This is a genomic window from Pantoea sp. GW821-FHT03E06, assembly GCF_059420725.1.
Genome location: NZ_JBWKUG010000001.1, coordinates 2,636,007 through 2,653,761, shown reverse-complemented (window position 1 = coordinate 2,653,761; position 17,755 = coordinate 2,636,007). Strand labels below are relative to the sequence as shown.

The 17,755-nt window shown below is 56.0% G+C and carries 15 protein-coding genes; 11 read left to right on the top strand and 4 right to left on the bottom strand.

The window, feature by feature from the left end; translation table 11 throughout:
* The first annotated feature begins 1 nt into the window (after position 1).
* From otnK to AC07WB_RS12450, 4 genes are all read left to right on the top strand, one after another.
* On the top strand, positions 2 to 1,261 hold the full coding sequence (gene otnK, locus AC07WB_RS12465; RefSeq protein ID WP_494940599.1) for a 3-oxo-tetronate kinase: 1,260 nt from the start codon (positions 2 to 4) through the stop codon (positions 1,259 to 1,261).
* A complete protein-coding gene (gene otnC / locus AC07WB_RS12460) occupies positions 1,258 to 1,884 on the top strand; it encodes a 3-oxo-tetronate 4-phosphate decarboxylase (protein ID WP_400456390.1) in 627 nt (208 codons plus the stop codon). Before otnK ends, otnC begins: the two co-directional genes overlap by 4 nt.
* Positions 1,884 to 2,663, top strand: a complete 780-nt coding sequence (locus AC07WB_RS12455) for an HPr family phosphocarrier protein (protein WP_494940598.1) — start codon at positions 1,884 to 1,886, stop codon at positions 2,661 to 2,663. Before otnC ends, AC07WB_RS12455 begins: the two co-directional genes overlap by 1 nt.
* Before the next feature lie 118 nt (positions 2,664 to 2,781).
* On the top strand, positions 2,782 to 4,134 hold the full coding sequence (locus AC07WB_RS12450; RefSeq protein ID WP_494940597.1) for a GntP family transporter: 1,353 nt from the start codon (positions 2,782 to 2,784) through the stop codon (positions 4,132 to 4,134).
* A gap of 146 nt (positions 4,135 to 4,280) precedes the next feature.
* Here AC07WB_RS12450 and sbcB read toward each other — a convergent pair whose 3' ends face one another.
* On the bottom strand, positions 4,281 to 5,702 hold the full coding sequence (gene sbcB, locus AC07WB_RS12445) for an exodeoxyribonuclease I (protein WP_494940596.1): 1,422 nt from the start codon (positions 5,700 to 5,702) through the stop codon (positions 4,281 to 4,283).
* A 202-nt stretch (positions 5,703 to 5,904) separates the two neighbouring features.
* On the opposite strand from sbcB, the gene dacD reads away from it, so the two are divergent.
* The 4 genes from dacD (at position 5,905) to tmaR (ending at position 9,405) form a co-directional block, all read left to right on the top strand.
* Positions 5,905 to 7,071 (top strand): serine-type D-Ala-D-Ala carboxypeptidase DacD, encoded by a 1,167-nt coding sequence (gene dacD / locus AC07WB_RS12440; RefSeq protein ID WP_176519162.1) that lies wholly within the window; start codon positions 5,905 to 5,907, stop codon positions 7,069 to 7,071.
* An 88-nt stretch (positions 7,072 to 7,159) separates the two neighbouring features.
* Positions 7,160 to 7,624, top strand: a complete 465-nt coding sequence (locus AC07WB_RS12435) for a GyrI-like domain-containing protein (protein WP_400456383.1) — start codon at positions 7,160 to 7,162, stop codon at positions 7,622 to 7,624.
* Positions 7,625 to 7,864: 240 nt separating this feature from the next.
* Positions 7,865 to 8,923, top strand: a complete 1,059-nt coding sequence (locus AC07WB_RS12430; RefSeq protein WP_097096762.1) for an FUSC family protein — start codon at positions 7,865 to 7,867, stop codon at positions 8,921 to 8,923.
* Positions 8,924 to 9,084: 161 nt separating this feature from the next.
* The gene (gene tmaR / locus AC07WB_RS12425; RefSeq protein ID WP_008110563.1) at positions 9,085 to 9,405 is read left to right on the top strand and encodes a PTS system regulator TmaR; all 321 of its coding nucleotides are present in this window, start codon (positions 9,085 to 9,087) and stop codon (positions 9,403 to 9,405) included.
* A 114-nt stretch (positions 9,406 to 9,519) separates the two neighbouring features.
* Here the strand turns inward: tmaR and AC07WB_RS12420 are convergent, their stop codons facing one another.
* Positions 9,520 to 10,584, bottom strand: coding sequence for a LacI family DNA-binding transcriptional regulator (locus AC07WB_RS12420; RefSeq protein WP_494940595.1), 1,065 nt, complete (start codon positions 10,582 to 10,584; stop codon positions 9,520 to 9,522).
* 99 nt (positions 10,585 to 10,683) lie between these two features.
* Between AC07WB_RS12420 and AC07WB_RS12415 the strand changes: the two genes are divergently transcribed.
* Positions 10,684 to 11,451 (top strand): YdcF family protein, encoded by a 768-nt coding sequence (locus AC07WB_RS12415; protein ID WP_097096764.1) that lies wholly within the window; start codon positions 10,684 to 10,686, stop codon positions 11,449 to 11,451.
* A 91-nt stretch (positions 11,452 to 11,542) separates the two neighbouring features.
* Here AC07WB_RS12415 and AC07WB_RS12410 read toward each other — a convergent pair whose 3' ends face one another.
* On the bottom strand, positions 11,543 to 12,454 hold the full coding sequence (locus AC07WB_RS12410; protein WP_494940594.1) for a ketopantoate reductase family protein: 912 nt from the start codon (positions 12,452 to 12,454) through the stop codon (positions 11,543 to 11,545).
* Between the two features lie 211 nt (positions 12,455 to 12,665).
* On the opposite strand from AC07WB_RS12410, the gene fusA reads away from it, so the two are divergent.
* Positions 12,666 to 14,762 carry an elongation factor G gene (gene fusA, locus AC07WB_RS12405; protein ID WP_345829096.1) on the top strand — a complete coding sequence of 699 codons (2,097 nt, stop codon included), beginning with the start codon at positions 12,666 to 12,668 and terminating at the stop codon, positions 14,760 to 14,762.
* A gap of 347 nt (positions 14,763 to 15,109) precedes the next feature.
* Positions 15,110 to 16,723: an ABC transporter substrate-binding protein gene (locus AC07WB_RS12400; RefSeq protein WP_494940593.1), complete on the top strand. Its 1,614-nt coding sequence runs from the start codon at positions 15,110 to 15,112 to the stop codon at positions 16,721 to 16,723.
* A gap of 77 nt (positions 16,724 to 16,800) precedes the next feature.
* Here the strand turns inward: AC07WB_RS12400 and AC07WB_RS12395 are convergent, their stop codons facing one another.
* Entirely contained in the window at positions 16,801 to 17,748 is a 948-nt protein-coding gene (locus AC07WB_RS12395) for a fimbrial protein (RefSeq protein ID WP_494940592.1), read from the bottom strand.
* Between the last annotated feature and the right edge of the window lie 7 nt (positions 17,749 to 17,755).

Sequence of the window (17,755 nt, the reverse complement as noted above, 5' to 3'; positions counted from 1 at the left end):
CATGCGTTTAGGCGTCATTGCGGACGACTTTACCGGTGCCACCGACATTGCCAGCTTCCTGGTTCAGCACGGCCTGCCGACCATTCAATTTAACGGCGTGCCACAAGGTCAGGATGAAGTAAGCGCGCAGGCAATTGTGATCAGCCTGAAGTCACGATCGTGCCCGCCGCAGCAGGCGATCGCACAGTCGCTGGCGGCGCTAGAGTGGCTACAGCAGCAGGGCTGCGATCGTTTCTATTTCAAATATTGTTCCACCTTCGATAGCACCGAGCAGGGCAACATCGGCCCGGTGACCGATGCGCTGTTGGCGGCGTTAGGTGAAACGCAAACGGTGATCTCGCCGTCGCTGCCGGTCAACGGCCGCACCGTGTATCAGGGCTATCTGTTTGTCGCCGACCAACTGCTGTCTGAATCCGGCATGCGCCACCATCCGGTAACGCCGATGACCGACAGCAATCTGGTGCGCCTGATGACGCGTCAGGCCAAAGGTCAGGCGGCGGTGATCAATGCAGCATTGCTTGATCAAGGTGCCGACGCGGTGCGTATGCAGCTGGAGAGCTTGAAAGCGCAGGGCATCAACTATGTGGTGCTGGACGCGCTGCACGAGCAGCATCTGCTGACGCAGGGCGAAGCGCTCAAAGCGATGCGTCTGGTGACTGGCGGTTCAGGACTGGCGATCGGGATTGCCCGCGCCTGGACGACCCAGCAGCAGAACCGCGATGCCGAGCAGGCGGGACGTCCGCAGGGCAAACGCGCGGTGGTGATCTCTGGCTCTTGCTCGCAAATGACCAACCGCCAGGTGCAGGCGTACCGCCAGCAAGCGCCATCGCATGAAGTGTTGGTTGAACGCTGTTTGGAAGACGCCGAAGGTTATGCGCAAACGCTGTGCGATTGGGTGGCAGCACATCATCAGCCTGGGCTGGCACCGTTGCTGTTCGCCACCGCCGATGCGCAGCAGCTGCAGGCGATTCAGCAGCAGTACGGCGCCGCGCGCAGCAGCGAAGCGGTCGAGCAGTTGTTTGCGGCGGTAACACGTGAACTAAAAGCGCGCGGCTGGCAGCGCTTTATCGTCGCCGGCGGCGAAACCTCGGGTGTGGTAGCGCAAAGCCTGGGCGTTACCGCATTCCACATCGGACCGATGATTTCGCCGGGCGTGCCCTGGGTGCGTGACATCTATCAGCCGCTGTCGCTGGCGTTGAAATCCGGCAACTTTGGTGACGAACAGTTCTTTTCCCGCGCACAAACGGAGTTTTCACTATGACCGAACAACAAGCACGCGATGAGATGGTGCAGCTCGGCGCCTCCTTCTTTCAGCGCGGCTACGCCACCGGATCGGCGGGCAATCTGTCGCTGCTGTTAGAGGACGGCAATCTGCTGGCCACGCCTACCGGTTCGTGTCTTGGCGAGCTGCAGGCCGATCGTCTGTCAAAAGTGACGCTGCAGGGCGAATGGCTTTCCGGCGACAAGCCATCGAAAGAAGTGGCGTTTCACCGCGCGCTTTATCTGAACAATGCGGAGTGCAAAGCGGTGGTGCATCTGCACAGCCACTATTTGACCGCGCTCTCTTGCCTCAACGATCTCGACAATGAAAATTGCATTCGCCCGTTCACGCCGTACGTGGTGATGCGCGTGGGAGATGTGCCGGTGGTGCCATATTACAAGCCGGGTGATGCGCGTTTAGCTGACGATCTGGCTAATCTGGCCTCGCGCTATAACGCCTTCCTGCTGGCGAATCATGGCCCGGTGGTGGTGGGCAAATCACTGCGCGAAGCCGCCAATAATACCGAAGAACTGGAAGAGACCGCGCGTCTGATGTTTACGCTCGGCGACCGCTCAATTCGTTATCTCACCGCTAACGAAGTGGCGGAATTGAGGAATGTCTAATGCCTAAGTTTGCAGCCAATTTATCTACGCAGTTTGGTGAACAGCCGTTTATCGCGCGTTTTGCCGCCGCAGCTAACGCCGGTTTTCGCGCCGTCGAGTTTTTGTTCCCGTATGATTTCCCAGCAGACATCATCAAAGCGGAGCTGGAAAAACATCAGCTAGAGCTGGTGCTGTTCAACACCGCGGCGGGCAACGTGCAGGCGGGCGAATGGGGCGTTTCCGCCATTCCGGGCCGTGAAGAGCAAGCGCGTGGCGATATTGACCGTGCGCTAGAGTACGCGCTGGCTTTGAATTGCCAGCAGGTGCATGTGATGGCAGCCACGGTACCCAACGGCGCCGATCGCGCAGAGTATGAAGCGACTTTTGTGCAGAATATGCACTACGCTGCCGAGCGTTTTGCGCCGCACGGCATTCGCCTGTTGCTTGAGGCGCTCAATCCCGTGACCAAGCCGAATTACCTCTACTCCAGCCAGTATCAAACGCTATTGATGATGGAGCGTATCGATCGTCCTAACGTTTTTACCCAGCTCGATCTGTTTCATGCGCAGCTGGTGGACGGCAATCTGACCCATCTTATCCGTGAATACGCCGGGCGTTATCGCCATATCCAAATTGCCTCGGCGCCGCATCGCCACGAGCCTGACGAAGGCGAAATCAACTATTCGTATCTGTTCAACCTGCTGGATGAAGTGGGCTACGACGGTTGGGTGGGGTGTGAATATATCCCGCGCGGCTGCACCGAAGCCGGTCTTGGCTGGTTCGCGCCCTACGCAAAATAACCCGGGTTTTACCGCTCAACACAGGGCTTTTGTGCGCTGTGTTGGGCAAGTCATACCTTAATCCGTTAATACCAGAGAAATCTGTACCTAAAAAATACTTATAAGATAGAGGGTTACCATGTCTACCGCGTTGTTACTCGCCATTGCTACCGCCAGCATCGTGATCTTGCTGTTGCTGGTAATTAAAACCAAAGTGCACCCCTTCGTGGCGCTGATAATTGTCAGCCTGCTGGTCGCCATTGCCACCGGCATTCCGGCGGACAATATTATGGAAACCATCTTTAGCGGGATGGGCAATTTGCTGGGGCATATCACCATTATCATCGTGCTGGGTGCGATGCTCGGCGCGGTGATTGAAGCCTCGGGCGGGGCGGAATCGCTGGCGCAGCGCTTTAGTAAATCGCTGGGTATCAAACGCACCGTCGCGGCGCTGACCATGGCAGCCTTTATCCTCGGCATTCCAGTGTTTTTTGAGGTTGGTTTTATCATCGTGATTCCGCTGATTTATGGCTTCACCAAAGTGGCGCGCGTCTCGCCGCTCAAGTTTGGCTTGCCAATGGCGGGCGTGATGTTAACGGTGCACGTGGCGCTGCCGACGCATCCAGGCGCAGCGGCGGCTGCCGGTATTTTGCATACCGACATGGGCTGGCTGATGATGCTGGGGATTATGATTTCGATTCCGGTTGGTATTGTCGGCTACTTCGTCGCGAAAGCGATGAACCTGCGTCAGTATCATCTGTCGGTTGATGTGCTGGAACAACTGCAGCTGGCGAAACCGGAAGGCACGGCGAAAAACGACGCGCCACCGCCGGGTGCGCTGACCATTACCGGGCTGATCATCGTGCCGATCCTGTTAATCGTCCTGGGGACATTGGCTCACACCACGCTGGCAGAGGGCAGCGTGCTGCGCTCGGTAATGACGGTAATAGGTACGCCGGCGATTGCGTTACTGATTGCGCTTGGGCTAGCGGCGTGGCTGCTGGGCGTGCGTCGCGGCTGGAGCAAAGAGAAGCTGGAAGATCTGACTGGCCGCGCCATCCCCAGTTCTGCCAGCGTGATTCTGGTAGCGGGCGCAGGTGGGGCATTTGGTAAAGTGCTGGTGGAGTCCGGCGTGGGTAAAGCGCTGGCGCTGACGCTGGAAACACTGCATCTGCCGCTGGTGCCCGCAGCCTTTATTCTGTCGCTGGCGCTGCGTGCATCGCAGGGCTCGGCCACGGTAGCGATTCTCACCACCAGCGGCTTACTGAGTCAGGCGGTGGGCGATGTGACGGATATGCAGCGCGTACTGGTGACGCTGGCAGCTTGTTTCGGCGGATTAGGTTTGTCACACGTCAATGATGCGGGTTTCTGGGTGGTGACGCGCTATCTGGGCTTATCCGTCGCCGACGGTTTGAAGACCTGGACAGTGTTGACAACCGTGATGGGCCTGAGCGGTTTCGCGCTGACGTGGCTGGTGTGGGAAATGATTTAAGGGTTCCCTGGTCGCCATGAATGGCGACCCTACAAACGGGCATTGCGTAGGGTCGCCATTTATGCGGTCATTGCGTAGGGTCGCCATTCATGCGGGCATTGCGTAGGGTCGCCATTCATGGCGACCTCTCACCAGACCGCAGAGGACTAAGACACCAGCTCCTGCGCATACAAATACAGCGCCTTCAGCTGCGCCATCTTCTCTGCATTACCCTCATGCAAATTCGCCAGTGACTCCAGCTCCAGCAGGAACGCCTGCACACGCTCAGCATTGAGCGCTTCGCGGCGGTGCTGCAACCAGCGTTGCTGCTCGGCATCATCCAGCGTGCCGGGGAAATTACGCGCCCGATAGCGGAACAGCAGTTTGGCAATGCGCTTATCTTCAAAGGTTAAATCCAGCGCCGGCAAATTCTGCGGTGGCGTCTGGCGCACAATGTTCATACCCGCGCGATCGGCATCGCTAAAGAAACCCTCATACAGCTGCGCATCTACATCATCTGAAGGCGTAAACGGCTCAGCATCAGCAAACAGCGCCACCACTTTTTCCCGCACTTCCGCATGCTCGCGCAGCACTTTTAGGTTCGCGAGGCAGCGTTGGCGATCGATACCTAAGCGCGCAGCATCTTCCGGACGCAGCGTGCTTGCCGGCGCCAGCACCGGACATTTATTGATATGGACCAGCTTGATCGGCACGGCAGGAAGATCGCCTAACTCGCTGCTACGCGTATACAAACGCTCGCGCAGTTCGTCAGATTCCAGCTCAAGCAGCGGCGACATCTCACCGGCCAGATCGGCAACAATCAGCGCATTACGGTTATCCGGATGCCACGCCAGCGGCACAATCCAGCTGGTGTTGCCGCGCGCTGCGCCGAACATGCCGGAAACGTGCACCAGCGGTTTCATCTGCGGGATATCAATTAGCGTCATCAGTTTCTGCTTGTTGCGATGGCTAAACAGAAACTCAAACAGCTTCGGCTGCTTCTCTTTCACCAGTTTCGCCATTGCCAGCGTGGCGTAAACGTCGGACATCGCATCGTGCGCCTGTTCGTGCGCCACGCCGTTGGCCTTAGTGAGATGCTCCAGCTTAAAGCTCGGGAAGCCGTCATCATTTTCCGGCCAGACAATGCCTTCCGGACGCAGCGCATAGCAGGCGCGCATCACATCCAGCAGATCCCAGCGCGAATTGCCGTTTTGCCAGCTCCAGCCATAAGGATCAAAGAAGTTGCGATAGAAGATATTGCGCGTCACTTCATCGTCAAAACGCACATTGTTGTAACCAATCACACAGGTTTGCGGCTCGCTAAACAGGCCGTGAATGCGCTCGGCAAATGCCGCTTCTGTCACGCCACGCGCTTTGGCGGTTTGCGGCGTAATGCCGGTGATCATCACCGCTTCTGGCTGCGGCAAATAATCGTCCGCGGGCTGGCAGTAAAACACCTGCGGTTCACCTACCGCATTGAATTCTTTATCGGTACGCAGGCCAGCAAACTGTGCCGGGCGGTCCAGCGAAGGACTTTTACCGAAGGTCTCATAATCGTGAAATAAGAAGGTGAACTCAGAGGCGGGCACGGCATTATCCTGGCTGTGGAGAATCAACGCACAGGATAGTCGTCCCTGGGTGGCAGTACAACCTTGATCATCCTCGCTGCGAGCGGGCGCGCAGCATTTAGGCGCAGTTCATACTTTTTTTCAATTTATTCAGATCTGTAAGCGCTATTTGCCGTAAAACGTGCGGCGGTAAATTCATTTTTTTGATTTCGAGGAAGAAGTGTTGAAAAGGCGTCTGCTGGTAACTGTATCTGGAATGATTGTTTGGGCATCGTTGGCGCAGGCCGACGACAGCATGCCGTTTCCCCTGACGCCACCGCCGATTGATGCGGCTTCGTGGGTGCTAATGGACGCCACTACCGGCCAGATTCTAACCGCCGGTAATCCGGACGAAGAGCGCAACCCGGCAAGTTTGACAAAACTGATGACCGGCTATGTGGTCGATCGCGCGATCGATCAGAATAAAGTCAGCCGCGATGACAAAGTCACCATCGGTAAAGATGCGTGGGGCGCAGGCAATCCGGTGTTCAAGGGCTCTTCACTGATGTTCCTTAAACCGGGCGATCAGGTTACGGTACGCGATCTGATGCGTGGCGTGATTATCGATTCCGGTAATGATGCCTGTGTGGCGCTGGCGGATCATGTCGCCGGTAGCGAAGCCAGCTTCGTCACCATGATGAACAGCTACGTGCAGAAGCTTGGTTTAACGCACACCCACTTCGAAACCGTGCACGGCCTCGATGCGCCGGGTCAACACACTACCGCACGCGATTTAGCCGTGCTGTCACGTGCCATCATCAGCGGCGAGCCCGATTTCTACGCCATGTACGGCGAGAAAACCCTGACCTGGAACGGTATCACCCAAAACAACCGCAACGGCTTGCTGTGGGACCAGAATCTGCACGTCGATGGCCTGAAAACCGGTCATACCGAAAGCGCTGGCTTCAATATCATCGCGTCGAATGTGGTAGGGCGTCATCGCCTGATCGCGGTGATTATGGGCGGCAAGAGTCCGAAAGGGCGTGAAGATCAGGCACGTAAACTGCTGGTGTGGGGCCAAAACAACTTTGATACCGTGCAGCTGTTCCACGCGGGCAAGAAAATCGGTACGGAAAACGTCTGGTACGGCAATCCGCACCAGGTGGATGTCGGCACTACCCAGGATATCTATCTGTCACTGCCGCGCACTGAAGTTTCCAATGTGATGGCCAAGTATGTGATTGATCGCAAAGACCTGGAAGCACCGTTAAAAGCGGGCGAGCAGATTGGTGAAATCCAGGTGATGGACAAAGATAAGCAGCTGGCAAGCTATCCGCTCTACACGCTGCAAGCGGTTGATCAGGCAGGCATCATCACGCGCATCAGTGATTACCTGAAAAAGAAACTGTAATCCATCGCGTATTTTAGCGTTGCCGTCATCGCCGCTACACGGCGGTGATGGCACAATCGAGCTTTCTGCTGCTGATCTGAGGCAAAGTATGAAAGCATGGATTGTTGAACGTCATTCGCAAAGCTGGCTTGGCTATCACCTGCAAGGACCGTGGGAGGAGACCGTGCCGCGTGGCTTTGACCGACTGAAACGTTGGGTCAGTGAGCATGATGCGAAAGGTGAATGGCTGGCTATTTATTACGGTAATCCACGAGAGCTGTCGCCGGAAGAGTTGCGGGTTGAAACGGTGATTACTGCGGCGGAAGCGGTGATTCCCGCCCCCGGTGACGATATCGAAAAAGGCCTGTTGCCCGGCGGACGCTATTTCCATGCCCGCGTTGAGGTACGTAATAACGAATTTTATGAGGCGTGGTGCAGTTTGTTCGATAAGTTAAACGCCCAGAGTGAGTGGCAAGTCGATAATCGTCCCTGTTTCGAACAGTACCTTTCCGACGGATCCGACAGCGGCAACTGGCTGGTGGATATGTTCATTCCGGTGCGTGCGGCTGAATAAAATACGCGGTCACCATAAATGGCGACCCTACAAAACACGCCCGTAGGGTCGCCATTTATGGTGACCGATTCAATCACCGCACAAAACCCGATGCGTTACATCAATGTTTCTATTGAGAAAACCAGATGTAACATGCATGTTTTATTTCACGTAAAGACGAAAAAGATTGCGTTCAACCCTGATGGTTCGCGTCTTGCCAGGGTAACATAGCGCGCAAATCGTTACCGTTCCCGGACAACCATGTTACGCGCCGACAAGCCCATCTCGCCGATTGAGTTCTGGTTCTACCGCCACTATCGCATCATGCATGGTGTACGCATCGCTATCGCCTTTGTGCTGTGCTTCCTGTTTGTACGCCTCACCGATATTCCCGAAGGCACCTGGCCGCTGATTACGCTGGTGGTAGTGATGGGGCCAATTTCAACCTGGGGCAACGTGCTGCCGCGCGTAGTCCAGCGCATCAGCGGTACCTTCGCCGGTTTACTTTCCGGCTTGATTGCCCTGAAGCTGGAGCTGTTTTCCCTGCCAGTGATGCTGGTGTGGTGCGCCATCGTGATGGTGGTTTGCGGTTACCTGACGCTGGGAAAACATCCCTATATGGCGTTGCTGATCGGCATCACGCTTGGCGTGGTGGTGGGCGCACCGGCCGGCGATTTCACTATCGCCATGTGGCGCGGCGGGGATGTGATTCTGGGGTCGCTGATGGCGCTGCTGTTTAGTGCCATCTGGGCTCAACGCGCTTACACCCATTGGCGCATCCAGCTGTCAGATGCTTTCATCGCCATGGCGAAACTGCATCACACCGGTTTTTCTGCCAATTTGCTGGAAAAACCGCGCCTGAATAAACCTTTCCAGAAGCTGCTAAGTGCCGTCATCAAAATGCGTTCGCTGCTGGATCCGTCAAGCAAAGAGACGCGAATTCCGAAATCGGTGTTTGAAGCGATCCAAACTATCAATCGCAATATGGTAAACACCATGCAGATGCAAATTGATGCGTGGTGGTCGTCGCGTGAAAGTCATCTGATTATGCTCAATGCGCCAACGCTGCGCCGCACCCAGCAGATGACGGAAGACACGCTTAATGCGCTGGCCACGCTGGTGGTGAAAGGGGAAACCGAAGAGATCACCGCTAACAGCCTCGTACTGGAGGAAATCACCCAGGAGCTGGAGCAGCTCATCGCTAATCGCAGCGGACGTCCAGAAACGACGGCAATTTACGGTTACGTCTGGCTGAGCCTGGAGCAGGCGCGTCAGCTGGAACGGATGACCGATTTAGTGCGCCTGGCGTTGCGCAAATAGTTTTCTCAGGCAATGACTTAATGTGAATCACGCTTTCTTTGCGCTAAGATAAGCGCCAGTCCGAATTTAGCTGTGAAAATTGCAACCCTTGCGGTCAAACCGCTAAGCTAAACGTTATGACTATTCCGCCTGCCGATGCAGGCCTTAAGAAAGGTGCCAACATGGAAAATGCCAAGCAATCATTTCAGGACGTACTGGAGTTTGTGCGTATGTTCCGTCGTAAAAACAAACTGCAGCGCGAAATCGTGGATAACGAGAAGAAAGTCCGTGATAACCAGAAACGTGTGTTGCTGCTGGACAACCTGAGCGAATACATCAAACCTGGCATGAGCATTGAGGCGGTGCAGGAAATTATCGCCAGCATGCGTGTGGATTATGAAGACCGCGTGGATGAGTACATCATTAAAAACGCTGATCTCTCCAAAGAGCGTCGCGAGCTGTCGAAAAAATTGAAAGCGATGGGCGAGCCTAAAGCGCAGTAATTCTCAGGGGCCGAAAGGCCCCAAATTTCAGGAAGCAACACCAACCTGCAGCGGCGCAATTGATTGCGCTATTTTTATGCCCGTTTCAACATCGCGCCGCTACCAAATGTGCAGTTATGTGCTGCTCAATCTGCGCGCCAGCGCCTGCAGCTGCTGTGCAATCTCCCTTACATTCACCTGACCTTGCTGCGGTGCCGCCGTGGTTTCACGCAACACCAGCTCGGTTTCCAGCCTCTCATCCGCCAACGTGCCGCCTTCCAGCTGTGCCACTAAGCGATCGACGCTTATCGCGCCCAACTGCTGCAAATCCTGGCGCACGGTGGTTAATGGCGGCTGATACCAGGCGCTTTCTGCCGTGTCGTCGTAGCCAATCAGCGAAATCTCTGCGGGGATATTCACGCCGTGCTGATGCAGCGCCCGCATCGCGCCAAGCGCCATCTGATCGTTGGCCACCAGTAGCGCCTGCGGTAGCTTATCCGGCAACTGCGCCAGCACGGCCTGATAGCCCGATGCCGCGCTCCAGTCACCGCTCAGCACGCAGAACGGCGTGAGCCGATGTGCTGACAGCGCCTGCTGCCACGCGGTGAAACGCGCACGTGCCGATGCCGAGCGTTCAGGCCCATTCAACACGCCAATCTGCTGATGGCCGAGCGCCACCAGATGATCCACGGCCTGTTTCGCCCCCGATTCGCTCTGATATTGGCACTGCGCCACCGTGGCGCTGCGCTCCACATCCAGAAACAGCGTCGGTTTATTACCGCACTGCAGCTGAATCTGTTCGGCTTGCTGCGCATCCAGCGGCAGATTGATCAGCAGCGCATCAACCCGTTGCGCCAGCAGTTCATTTACCGTGTCCTGCGGCGCGCTGCTGGCATTCGCCATGGCAATCACCAGGTGATAACCCTGCGCCGCCGCACGTTGCTGAATTGCCGAGGCAATTTGTGCGGGCGCCATCAATGCGAGATTGCTGGTGGCGAGACCCAGCGTGCGGGTGTTTTTACCCGCCAGCTGCTGCGCGACCCGATTCGGCACATAGTTGAGCTGCTGCATTGCCGCTTCTACTTTGGCGCGGGTGCGCGGCGAAACCTGCTCGGAGTGGTTGAGAACGCGGGAGACGGTTTGGTAGGAAACCCCCGCCAGATGGGCAACATCATCAAGGGTTACGGAACGCGCAGTCATGGATCTCTCCTGAAGATTAAGCGGCGAGTGTAGCAAATTTTTCCCTGCCGACGCGCCCTTAAGCCGCTACACTGCCAAAGTGAAAATGAGGAGAAAGGCATGCAGCTTAACAACGATCACATTCAGGATATCAATACCCTGGCGACCTGGCTGGCACTGGATCACATGCCGCAAACGGGCACGCTCGACGTCGATTTAGCCATTCTGGCCGGCCACGCGGTGCTGCCGAACGTGGAGGCGGTCATCGCCCTGGCGAAAAAGTATCAGCTGCCGTTATTGGTAAGCGGCGGCATTGGCCACTCTACATCGTTATTAGCAGAGATGCTGAGCACACATCCGCTGTATCGCCAGATTGAGACCCAAGGTAAAAGCGAAGCAGAACTGCTGGGCGACGTAGCGCGCGTGTTTGCCGCGCTGCCGGACGATCAGCTGCTGCTGGAAACCGCCTCTCGCAACTGTGGCGAAAATGCCGCTTTCAGTCAGAAATTACTGGATGAGCACAGCTGGCAGCCGCAGCGCGTGCTGCTGGTGCAAGACCCGCTAATGCAGCGGCGCACGTGGGAAACCTTCCGCTATCAGTGGCGCGACCGCGCCGATGCGCCGGAATTTATCAGCTGGCCGGTGTTTGTGCCGCAGGTGATGATGGATGCGGGCATGTTACGCATTATTGGTGCGCCGCCGCAGGGCTTGTGGTCGATGGAACGTTTTCTGTCGCTGCTGATGGGGGAAATCCAGCGCCTGCGCGACGACGAAAATGGCTACGGTCCACGCGGCAAAGGTTTCCTCGGTCATGTAGATATACCGGAAGAGGTGGAAGCGGGCTGGCAGCGGTTGAAGCAGCTGCCGGGCGTGCAGTCTCGCTTATGATATTTCGGTCGCCATCAATGGCGACCTTACGACACGACCGCACGCCAATCGCGCCAAACAACCGTAGGGTCGCCATTCATGGCGACCCACGTTAACGACCCTGCACATACACCTGCAAATTGACATACACCGCGTTCAGCAATGGTGTCACCACGCCACTGCGCGCACCACGCACCAGCAAATCACCAATCACTTGATCGGCCTCAATCTCGTAGCCCTGGGTTAAATCCCGGTACATCGATGAGGTCATCGCCGCTTTGGGATTATTCAGCGTCTCATAAATCTTCGCCGTCACCGCCGGGCGCTGTTGATAACCTTCGGCGCTTAACACCGCCAGTACTTCACCAAAAATTGTTTGCAGCAGCGCTTCGCCACCTTGTGCGCTCAACACCTGCTGCGTATTGCCGCGCGCGATACAGCACACCGCACCGAGCGTGCTCAGCAGCAGCCATTTTTCCCACAGTTCGCTGATAATGTTGTCGGAGAAAAGGGTATCAAACTGCGCCGCGCGCAGGGTTTCATCTATTCGCTGCAGGCGCGCATCGTTATTGCCATCCAGCGCGCCGTAATAGAGCATATGCAGCGGCGTCATCTGCACCACTTCGCCGTTTTCACCCAGCGTGGCGTTGATTTTACACAGGCCGCCAATCACCTTGTCACCAAAGCGCGCCCGCAGCGTGTCGATATGACGCATCCCGTTAAGAATGGGCATGATCAGCGTGTCAGGACCCACGGCGGGGGCGATATCGTTTATCGCCTGTTCCAGGGCGAAGCTTTTCACCGTCAAAATAATCAGATCAAAATGGCTGTTAAGCGAATCCGCCTGCGCCAGCTGAGGTTGCAAAACTTCTGTGCCATCAGGCGTTTTCAGCACCAGCCCGGTTTGCTGCAGCTGCTGAAAACGGCGCTCGCGCACCAGAAATGTTACATCACGTCCTGCTTGCGCCAGACGCGCACCGAAATAACCGCCGGTTGCACCGGCACCGACCACCAGAATGCGCATGATTCAAACCCTGTCAGAGTGAAAGCCTTACCTTAAAGTGCCGGGCGATGGCTTTCCAGCCCGTAAATGCTGAATCACATGCAAGTTTTTAACGATGAGTAAAAAAGGCTCAAACTGTTCGTATTTATTCGTACAATGGGTTTAGGCTGTTGCGCAGCGGCGGGCAATGGTGCGCGCCGCTCTTTCCAGTCGAGAAGACTAAGGACGCATCATGCCCCGAACCCTCCCCATCGAACGTTATCGCAACATCGGCATCTCCGCGCACATCGATGCCGGTAAAACCACCACCACTGAGCGCATCCTGTTTTACACCGGAATGAGCCACAAGTTAGGTGAAGTGCACGATGGCGCGGCAACCACCGACTGGATGGCGCAGGAGCAGGAGCGTGGCATCACCATCACGTCGGCGGCGGTAAGCTGCTTCTGGCCGGGTATGGACGGCAGCTTTACGCCGCACCGCATCAACATCATTGATACCCCCGGGCACGTTGACTTCACCATTGAAGTCGAGCGCTCAATGCGCGTGCTGGACGGCGCGGTGATGGTGTATGACGCGGTTGGCGGCGTGCAGCCGCAGTCGGAAACCGTGTGGCGCCAGGCCAACAAATACCGTGTGCCGCGCATCGCCTTCGTTAACAAGATGGATCGGCAGGGCGCAGATTTCTTCCGCGTGGTGCAGATGATGAAAGATCGCCTGCACGCCAATCCGGTGCCGATTGTGATTCCTATCGGCGCCGAAGAGCATTTTAGCGGCGTGGTCGATCTCAACAAAATGCGCGCGATTTACTGGGACGATGCCAGCCAGGGCATGAGCTTTAGCTATGCACCGATCCCCGCTGAATTGCAGGCGCTAGCGGCCGAGTGGCGTGAGAACATGGTCGCGGCGGCGGCAGAAGCCAGCGACGCGCTAATGGATCGCTATCTTGAGCTGGGCGATCTTAGCGAAGACGACGTCATTGCCGGTTTGCGCCAGCGCACGCTGCAGGGTGAAGTTCAGCCAATGCTGTGCGGCAGCGCGTTCAAAAACAAGGGCGTGCAGCGCATGCTGGATGCGGTGATTGAGCTGATGCCATCGCCGCTCGACGTACCGGCGGTGAGCGGCGTCAATGAGCAGGGCGAACACGACGAACGTCATGCCGATGACAGCGAACCGTTCTCGGCGCTGGCGTTCAAGCTGATGAGCGATCCCTACGTTGGCCAGTTAACCTTTGTGCGCGTCTACTCCGGCGTGCTGCGTAAGGGCGACAGCGTGTGGAACGCGGTGAAAGGGCGCAAAGAGCGCATCGGCCGTATCGTGCAGATGCAGGCTAACGATCGCATTGAAATTGAAGAGATTCGCGCAGGCGATATCGCCGCCTGCGTTGGCCTAAAAGAGGTCACTACCGGTGAAACACTGTGCGATCCCAACGCGGTAATCACGCTGGAGCGCATGGAGTTCCCCGACCCGGTGATTTCGCTGTCGATAGAGCCGAAGACCAAGAGCGATCAGGAGAAAATGGGCCTGGCGCTGCAGCGGCTGGCGGCGGAAGATCCGTCGTTCCGCCTGCATACCGATGAGGAATCCGGCCAGACGATTATTTCTGGTATGGGCGAGTTGCATCTGGAGATTATCGTTGATCGCATGAAGCGCGAGTTCGGCGTGGAAGCCAACATTGGTCGGCCGCAGGTGACTTATCGCGAAACCATTCGTAAAACGGTGCGCGAGGTGGAAGGCAAGTTTGTGCGTCAGTCCGGCGGTAAAGGCCAGTATGGCCACGTGGTGCTGACGCTGGAGCCGCAAACGGCGGGTGCCGGTTTTGCCTTTGAAGATGCCACCAAAGGCGGCGTGGTACCGCGCGAGTTCATTCCTTCGGTAGAGAAGGGGATTCGTGAGGCGCTGAACAGCGGCGTGCTGGCCGGTTATCCGGTGGTGGACATCAAAGCCACGCTGACGTTTGGCTCGTATCACGACGTCGATTCGTCAGAAATGGCGTTTCGTATGGCGGCGATCTTTGGCTTTAAAGCCGCAGCGAAGCTGGCCGATCCGGTGATCCTCGAACCGCTGATGCAGGTGGAAGTGGAAACGCCGGAAGAGTATGCCGGTGGCGTGATGGGCGATCTCTCATCGCGGCGCGGGACCTTGCAAGGCATGGATGAGCGCTTTGGCGCCCGCATTATTCGCGCCGAAGTGCCGCTGTCCGAGATGTTTGGCTACGCCACGACGCTGCGTTCGATGTCACAAGGCCGCGCCACCTACAGCATGGAGTTTGCGCACTATGCCGAAGCGCCGCGTAATGTGGCCGAAAGCATCATCGCGGCTCGCACGTAATTATGTCGTAGGGTGCGCATTAATGCGCACCGGGTAAATAAAGGTCGCCAATAACGGCGTAATGCTCGTCAGTTAAGCATGAATCGGTCACCATGAATGGTGACCCTACGTGGATATCGCCGGGTTTTCGTAGGGTGCGCATTCATGCGCACCTGCATAAACAGGCATTTTATTGCTTAAGTGAGCGGCATTACGCCAATAACGGCGACCTTTCTCGTATTTAACAAATCCATTGTCACTATTGTCGTTTTACTTTTATTTGTCCGGATTTTAATAATTCAGCGGGAATTAAATACGGGCCAGATGACGGCCATCAATAATATTTACCTGCATTCACCAAGGACATTATGAAATTAACGTCAATAGCGTTGGCCTTAGGCTTTAGCCTGCTGGGAAACACCGTTAGCGCGCTGGCTGCCGATCAGCCCGTCAGCGGCGGCACGCTCACTGTCGGCGTGGAAACCGAACCGACCACCTTTAACCCGCAGCTCAACGGCCAGGACAAAGCGGAAATCACGCTGCGTAACTTCTGGGAATCGCTGTTGGCACGCCGTCCGGACGGCAGCTTTGTGCCGTGGCTGGCTGAGAGTTATCAAGCCAGCCAGGAGGGCAAAGTCATCCGCTTCAATCTGCGGCGCGACGTCACCTTCTCCAACGGCGAGAAGTTCGATGCCAACGCGGTGGCCGAGAACTTCCGCCAAACCCAGGTGGCGCAATACTGCGCGGGCACCAGCCTGTGCCTGATGGGTTCGCACATCGATAAGATTGAAACCCCAGACGATCACACCGTTGTGATCACCCTGAAAGCGGTCTATTCACCGTTTCTCTCCTTCGCCGCAGGGCTGCAAATTCTGGCCCCCGCCAGCTGGAAATCACCGCAGTTGAAATCGGGCGGCAAAGATTTGGCTGGCACCGGGCCGTTTATTCTCGAGAGCTATGAGAAAGGCCAGCAGGTGACTTACGTTAAAAACCCGAAATACAACTGGGCGCCAGCCACCGCTAAACATCAGGGGCCGGCGTATCTCGATCGCGTGACGTATCGTTTCCTGCCGGAATCATCGGTACGCACCGGCGCGCTGCTCTCCGGGCAGGTGGATGCGATCGAGGGCATTTCGGGCAACGATGCCGGCGAATTTAAAGACAATAGCGATTTTACCTACCAGCACGCGCTGAACACCGGTACGCCGTATTCACTGTTCCTCAACGTGGAATATGGCCCGACGCAGGATGTGAAGGTGCGCCAGGCCCTGCTGCAGGGATTGGATATCGATCCGCTGCTGAAGTCGGTCTATCGCGGCGAACGCACCCGCGCGTGGGGCATCACCTCGCCGATCGATCCGCTTTATAACAACGAGCTGGAAGGCAAGTACGGTAACAATCCGGCTGCCGCCAACAAGCTGCTGGATGAGGCGGGCTGGCAAACCCGTGATAGCGAAGGCTTCCGTACCAAAGCGGGCCAGCGTCTGCGTATCGAGCTGATTCAGGCGCAGGCCACGGTGCGCGATCAGCGAGACGTGCTGTTGCAGGCGATTCAGGCGCAGGCGCGTCAACGTCTTGGCATCGATCTCAAGCTGAACTATGTTGATTCGGGAACCTATGCCGATGTACGTAAGAGCGGTAAATTCGGCACCATTGCTAACTCCAACACGCCCACCGATGGCGTGGATATTGAAAACCACTATCGTCCGATAGCGCAAGGTGGGGCGATTAACTACAGCCGCGTCAACGATGCGAAGATCAATGGGCTGCTAGATAAAGCTGCCAGCACGCTGGATTTGCTGCAGCGCCGCGATGACTACAGCCAGCTGCAGCAGGTGGCATTGTCGCAGCTGGCGCTGGCCGTGCCGCTGTATGAACCGGAAGATCAGTTAGCCACTGCCAGTTATGTGCACGGCTACGGCTTCCGCAGCTATAAGCAGATGCCGGAAAGCGTTTACGATGTGTGGTTGAGTCAACATTAATCGTGCGAAAAGGCAAAGATTGCAGCGGGCAGCCATCACGCTGTCCGCTCGATTTTAATTGCCAGAGGCTATTTATTTCAGTTGTATGTCATCGTGAACGTCGCCGTGGTATTTGCCGTTCCGCTCTCAATGTTTGCTGCGGTTTGATAATAGCGAGCGGTGAGAGCAAGTTGTTTTAAACCGGCCGCATTAGCGGTACCAAAGTTAAGCTGCTTCCCTAATGCCACCACTTGGGTACCTTTGAGTATTTGAATACCGATGCCAGATGCCTGGTTTTTCCCGGCAGTGAGAGCAAGAACACCCGCTGGGCCTGCAGACGTACCTTCCAGCGACATTTTGATCTTGGTTTTTGCATCGCAATTAAGATCAATCGTAAAGTCTTTCGGCTTAGCGGTTGTCCCTTTACCTTTAAAATCTGAGATGACCGCATTATCGAGTTTCACGTTAACGGTTTTAGTCGTTAGCGTGCAGGCTACGGGGATAATCTTATTCGTACCTGTCAGCGTCAACGTAGTGCGATATTTTGGTTCGGGTTCAGCATAAAAATAGGCGAGCGTACCGGTGGTTAAATTGCCCGCACCGACACTCCCGGTGGATAATTTTATTAATGTAGCGCTTAACGGATCGGGCATTGAAAGAGAGGCATTTGCGGCCATAGGTTTGCTAAACGGAACATTGTTAAGTGACTGGTGAATTTCTATGCCTATTCCGGGAATATTGGTTTCATAAATCGAATTTCCAAAGCTGCTGGCGCGAGTAAATAGCACCGGTACGCCTCTATAATTCCAGGCTTGAGTGCAACGAAACAGCGTGGATCCGCCGCTAATTTGCCCCGTAAACGCTGAGGTGATAAAAGCGCCTGCTGGATAATCGCGTTGTACAATGACATTGCCAAAACTGATATTACTAATGATCTCTTTTCCTGCCACTCCCCATGCGCAAGCTGCGGATACCGTATGGGATACCCAGAAGAGTGAGCAGATGATTAACCCTAATAAGACTGTATTTTTATTGTTAGGGAGCATGGTTATT